This is a genomic window from Variovorax sp. P4_D9 (assembly GCF_056401695.1).
The window spans coordinates 1-4425 of record NZ_JBFUIU010000723.1; the positions used below are offsets into that span (position 1 = coordinate 1).

Consider the following 4425-nt stretch of genomic DNA (forward strand, 5'->3'; position numbering starts at 1 on the left):
GGCGTGGTCAGCGCGGCACCGCGGCCAGGTACCAGCGCCTTGGGCTTGAGCGCCGCCACGTTTTCGAGCGTCTTGGGCCAATCCTTGAAGTAGGCGTCGCCAGCGTATGGTGTCGCGCCGAACTCGACCAGATCACCTGACAGCAATGCACCCTCGCCAGGGAGCCACACGACCGTATCGCCCTTCGTATGGCCGCGGCCGAGCTGCAGTAGCTGCACTTCGAGCTTGCCCAGCCACATCGTCATCTTTCCGGTGAAGGTCATGGTGGGCCAGGTCATGCCGGGTGGCACGGTCTCGACTCCCGCGAACAGACGTGGGAAGCGCCCAATCTCGCTGGCCTTGTCCTGCTCGCCACGCTCCACGATAAGGTCGTACGTGTCCTGGCTCGCAAGGATGTGTTCCGCACCGTACGCGCTGGCACCGAGCACACGCACCGCGTGGTAGTGGGTCAGCACGACGTACTTGATCGGCTTGTCGGTCACTTCGCGAATGCGACGGATGACATCGGCCGCCATGGCCGGCGTGGCCTGTGTGTCGGCAACCAGCACGGCGTCGTCACCGATGATGATGCCGGTGTTCGGATCGCCTTCGGCCGTGTATGCCCAGGCGTGCTCGGATATCTGGCTGAAGGTGACTTTCTTTTCTTCCAGGTCGGCCTGGCTCGCGAACTTTTTGGTTTCGGTCATGGGGTACTCCTTGTGTGGACGGTTTAAATGARTCAGTGCGTGCCGAGGTAGGCCGCCTTGACCTTGGGATCGTTGAGGAGTGCGCGACCTGTGCCCTCCGCGGTGATGTGTCCTGTTTCGAGCACGTAGGCTCGATCGGCCACGCCGAGTGCCTGCTTGGCCATCTGTTCGACCAGCAAGATGGTCAGGCCGGCCTCGCGCAGTTGACGAATGGCATTGAAGATGTCCTTGATGATCAAGGGCGCCAGACCGAGCGAGGGTTCATCCAGCAGCAGCAAGCGAGGGTCGCTCATCAGTGCACGGGAGATCGCCAGCATCTGCTGCTCACCGCCGGACAAGGTCCCGGACAACTGGTCCTGGCGCTCCCGCAGACGCGGGAACCTCTTGAATTCGCGCTCGATGGCGGCCGCCGTGGCGGCTGGGTCGCTCTTTCGCGAATAGGCACCGAGCATCAGGTTTTCGCGCACCGTCTGATCGGCGAATACGCCGCGGCCTTCAGGGGACATCGCGACCCCAAGGCCCACACGCTGATGCGATGCGACGTTCGTGATGTCCTTGCCATCGAGCAGGATGCGACCTTCACTGACGGGTTCCAACCCGCAGATGCTCTTGAGCAAGGTGCTCTTGCCTGCCCCGTTGGCGCCGATGATGGTCACCACCTCGCCCTTGCGCACTTCAATGCTCACGCCCTTGACTGCCTGGATCGCGCCGTAGGCAACCTTGACTGATTCGAGTTTCAGCATATTGACTTTCTGGTTCAGGCTGCGCAAAGCGCTTCTTCGGGCTCGTCGACGCCAAGATAGGCTTCGACTACACGGGGGTTCGCCTGCACCTCGGAGGGCTTGCCCTCGGCGATCTTGATGCCGTAGTCGAGCACGATGACGTGGTCCGAGATCGACATGACGAGATCCATGTGATGCTCGACCATCAAGATGCTTACACCGCACTTGCCGATGCGAAGCAACAGCTGACCGAGCTCGGCCGTCTCCTGCGGGTTGAGACCTGCAGCAGGCTCATCGAGCAGAAGGAGCTGCGGTTCGGTCGCCAGTGCCCGTGCGAGTTCGACGCGGCGTTGCAAGCCGTAGGGCAGGCTTCCCGCAGGCTGGTGCGCCAGATGCAGCAGGCCCACCAAATCCAGCAACTGCAGGGCGCGCGCACGCGTAGCGGCCTCTTGCTTCTTCGCGCTCGGCAGGTGGAGTAGCGACGCGAAAAACCCGTTCGTCATTCTGCTGTGACGGCCCAACATGACGTTGTCGAGCACCGACAGTTCAGCAAAGAGACGCAAGTTCTGGAAAGTGCGTCCCATGCCCATGCAGCAGATGGAGTGCACAGGTTGACCAGAGACTTCCTGGCCAAGGAACTGGATCGAACCTTCGGTCGGATCGATCAGCCCGGTCAGCATATTGATCATCGTGCTTTTTCCGGCGCCGTTCGGCCCGATCAACGCGTGGATATGCCCGCGCTGCAGTCGGAACGAGACGTTCTGGGCTGGCTTCACGCCGCCGAAGTTCTTGGTGACTCCTTGAACCACCAGCAACTCGCCTTGGCCTTCCGGGCCGATGCGTGTGGGAGCGGCAGCCGCGTTCGATGTCTCGGGCGTCTCGGTCGAACGTCGGAACCACTTCGAGAACAGACCGGTCACGCCGCCTGGCATCACATAGAGCGCGAACAGCAGCAGGAAGCCGTAGAGAAAATGCTGCGCCGAGGGCCAGCGCGCCAGGGCCGCATCGACCGCCGTCAGGATGACGGTCCCGACCAGCGGCCCATACTGGGATCCCGCTCCGCCAAACAACACCAAGAGAAGGATGAAGATTGACAGATGGAAAGTGATGAAGTCGGAGTTGATGTACTGGTTCTGTTGGGCGACGAGCGCACCAGCGATGCCGCAGGTGACAGCCGCAACGACGAACGCGATGACCTTGGCGCGGTAGACCCGAACACCCACCGAGGATGAGGCAATCTCGTCAGCCTGCAGCGAGAGCAGCGCGCGACCGAACCGACCCTGCAGCAGATTACGCAACAAGAGGTGAGTCAAAGCGCACAGGCCAATGCCAAGCCAGACCCATTGCAACGAGGTCAATGGTTGCCCGTCCCAGGTCAGGGCCTTGATGCCGTAAATCCCTTGCGCGCCGCCGAACACGTCGGTCCATTCGCCCACGAGCTTTTCCACAACAATGCCGAACGCCAGCGTCACCATGGCGAGGTATGGCCCCTTCACTCGCAGTGATGGCAATGCGATGAGGACGCCGCAAACCGCAGAGATACCGGCTGCCACCACAAGCGCGAGYCATGGGTTCATTTCGGTACGCGTCGTCAGCAGTGCAACCGCATAGGCTCCCGCAGCGAAGAGCCCTGCCTGGCCCAGCGACTTCTGCCCCGCATAGCCCACCAGCACGTTCATRCCGGCGGCGCAGAGGTAGTAGACGCACATCATGAAGACGATGCGCAGGTAGTAGTCGTTGCCGAACAGGGACGTGATGCCGACCAGGGCAGCAGCGACGAGCACGACGCCCAAGAGATGTTGAGTGCGCTTCATACCTTCTCCACCAGCTTCTTGCCGAACAAACCTGTCGGACGGAACGCAAGGACCAGAATCACGAGTGCGAAGACGGCCACCTCGCGCCACTGGGCCTGCCACAGATTGACCAACGACTCGAAGACACCGAGAACGAACCCGCCGATCACACAGCCACGCGGGTTGCTAAGGCCTCCGATCATGGCGCCAGAGAATCCCTTCAGGCCCACCGTCAGGCCCATGAAGAGCGACGCTTGGGCGATCGGCGCGAGGAGGAAGCCGGACAGGCCAGCGAGCGCCGAGCTGATCACGAAGGCACCGATCATCACGGCGTTGGTGTTGATGCCCATGAGGCTGGCCACGTTGCCGTTCGCGGCCACTGCACGCATGGCTTTGCCCACCATGGTTCGATTCATGACGAAGTCGAAGCCAATCATGATGACCACGGCGACGGCCAGCGTCAGAAGCTCCTGGGGACGGACGCCAATTCCGAGCAGTCGGATCACTTCGTCGCCCACCGGCCCGGGTACGACCACGGGCTTCGGTCCCCAAATGGCCAAGCCGATGCTTTGCAAAATGACTCCGAAGCCGAGGGTGCTCATGACCCAGGCCATGCCTGGCCGACCCGCGAAGGGGCGCACACCAATCGCATAGAGAAGCCATCCCAGAAGGCCCATGACCCCCAGCGCCGCCACGAGGGCGAGCAGTTGGGCCCCAGCGCCGGGCAGAGCCTGACCGAATGTGGTCGACGTCACAGGAAGCCCGAGGACCAGGAAGAGCGCGCTCATGCCGATGAATGCACCCGCCGACACGAACTCGCCATGCGAGAAGTTCAGTGTCTTGGTCGTCGTGAAAGTGATGCTGAAACCCAGGGCGACCAGCGCGTAGGCACCGCCCACGGCCAAGCCACTGAGAATCGCTTGTAAGAGCGCCTCAACCATAGTTGCCTCCGAGATGATTGCCCGGGCCGCGGGATGCGGCCCGGATACGCGATTCGCGTTACTGCTTGAAGTCCGCGCCAGCCAGCGAGCCGACGATCGAGTCCGTGTACGGCATCAGCTTGCCGTCCTTCCAGCGAATCCACACCAGGTCCTTGGCCGTCAAGGCTTCGTGGTTGGTCTTGCTGAAGGGTTTGTCGTAGGTTTTCAGAACACCCTGGACCGGGGTCTTCAGGTCCTCCAGCGCGAGACGAACGGCTGATCCGTCAAAGCTGTTGGCTTGCTT

At 62.0% G+C, this 4425-nt stretch carries 4 protein-coding genes and 1 pseudogene; all 5 read right to left on the bottom strand.

Features of this window, described 5'->3' with window-relative positions; all coding sequences use genetic code 11:
• Nucleotides 1–686 (bottom strand): MBL fold metallo-hydrolase (locus tag AC1DY5_RS43575; protein WP_478120631.1); only part of this gene is annotated, 686 nt, incomplete at its 3' end.
• Between the two features lie 32 nt (nt 687–718).
• Nucleotides 719–1429 (bottom strand): ABC transporter ATP-binding protein, encoded by a 711-nt coding sequence (locus AC1DY5_RS43580; protein WP_478120632.1) that lies wholly within the window; start codon nt 1427–1429, stop codon nt 719–721.
• Between the two features lie 14 nt (nt 1430–1443).
• Nucleotides 1444–3222 carry a branched-chain amino acid ABC transporter ATP-binding protein/permease gene (locus AC1DY5_RS43585; protein ID WP_478120633.1) on the bottom strand — a complete coding sequence of 593 codons (1779 nt, stop codon included), beginning with the start codon at nt 3220–3222 and terminating at the stop codon, nt 1444–1446.
• The gene (locus AC1DY5_RS43590) at nt 3219–4142 is read right to left on the bottom strand and encodes a branched-chain amino acid ABC transporter permease (RefSeq protein WP_478120634.1); all 924 of its coding nucleotides are present in this window, start codon (nt 4140–4142) and stop codon (nt 3219–3221) included. Before AC1DY5_RS43590 ends, AC1DY5_RS43585 begins: the two co-directional genes overlap by 4 nt.
• Before the next feature lie 58 nt (nt 4143–4200).
• Nucleotides 4201–4425 (bottom strand): annotated as a pseudogene (locus AC1DY5_RS43595) (ABC transporter substrate-binding protein); the annotation flags it as partial.

Excerpts from the sequence above, each read along its gene's own strand:
- AC1DY5_RS43580 (WP_478120632.1), bottom strand. The coding sequence starts at position 1,429 with ATGCTGAAACTCGAATCAGTCAAGGTTGCCTACGGCGCGATCCAGGCA.
- AC1DY5_RS43590 (WP_478120634.1), bottom strand. The coding sequence starts at position 4,142 with ATGGTTGAGGCGCTCTTACAAGCGATTCTCAGTGGCTTGGCCGTGGGC.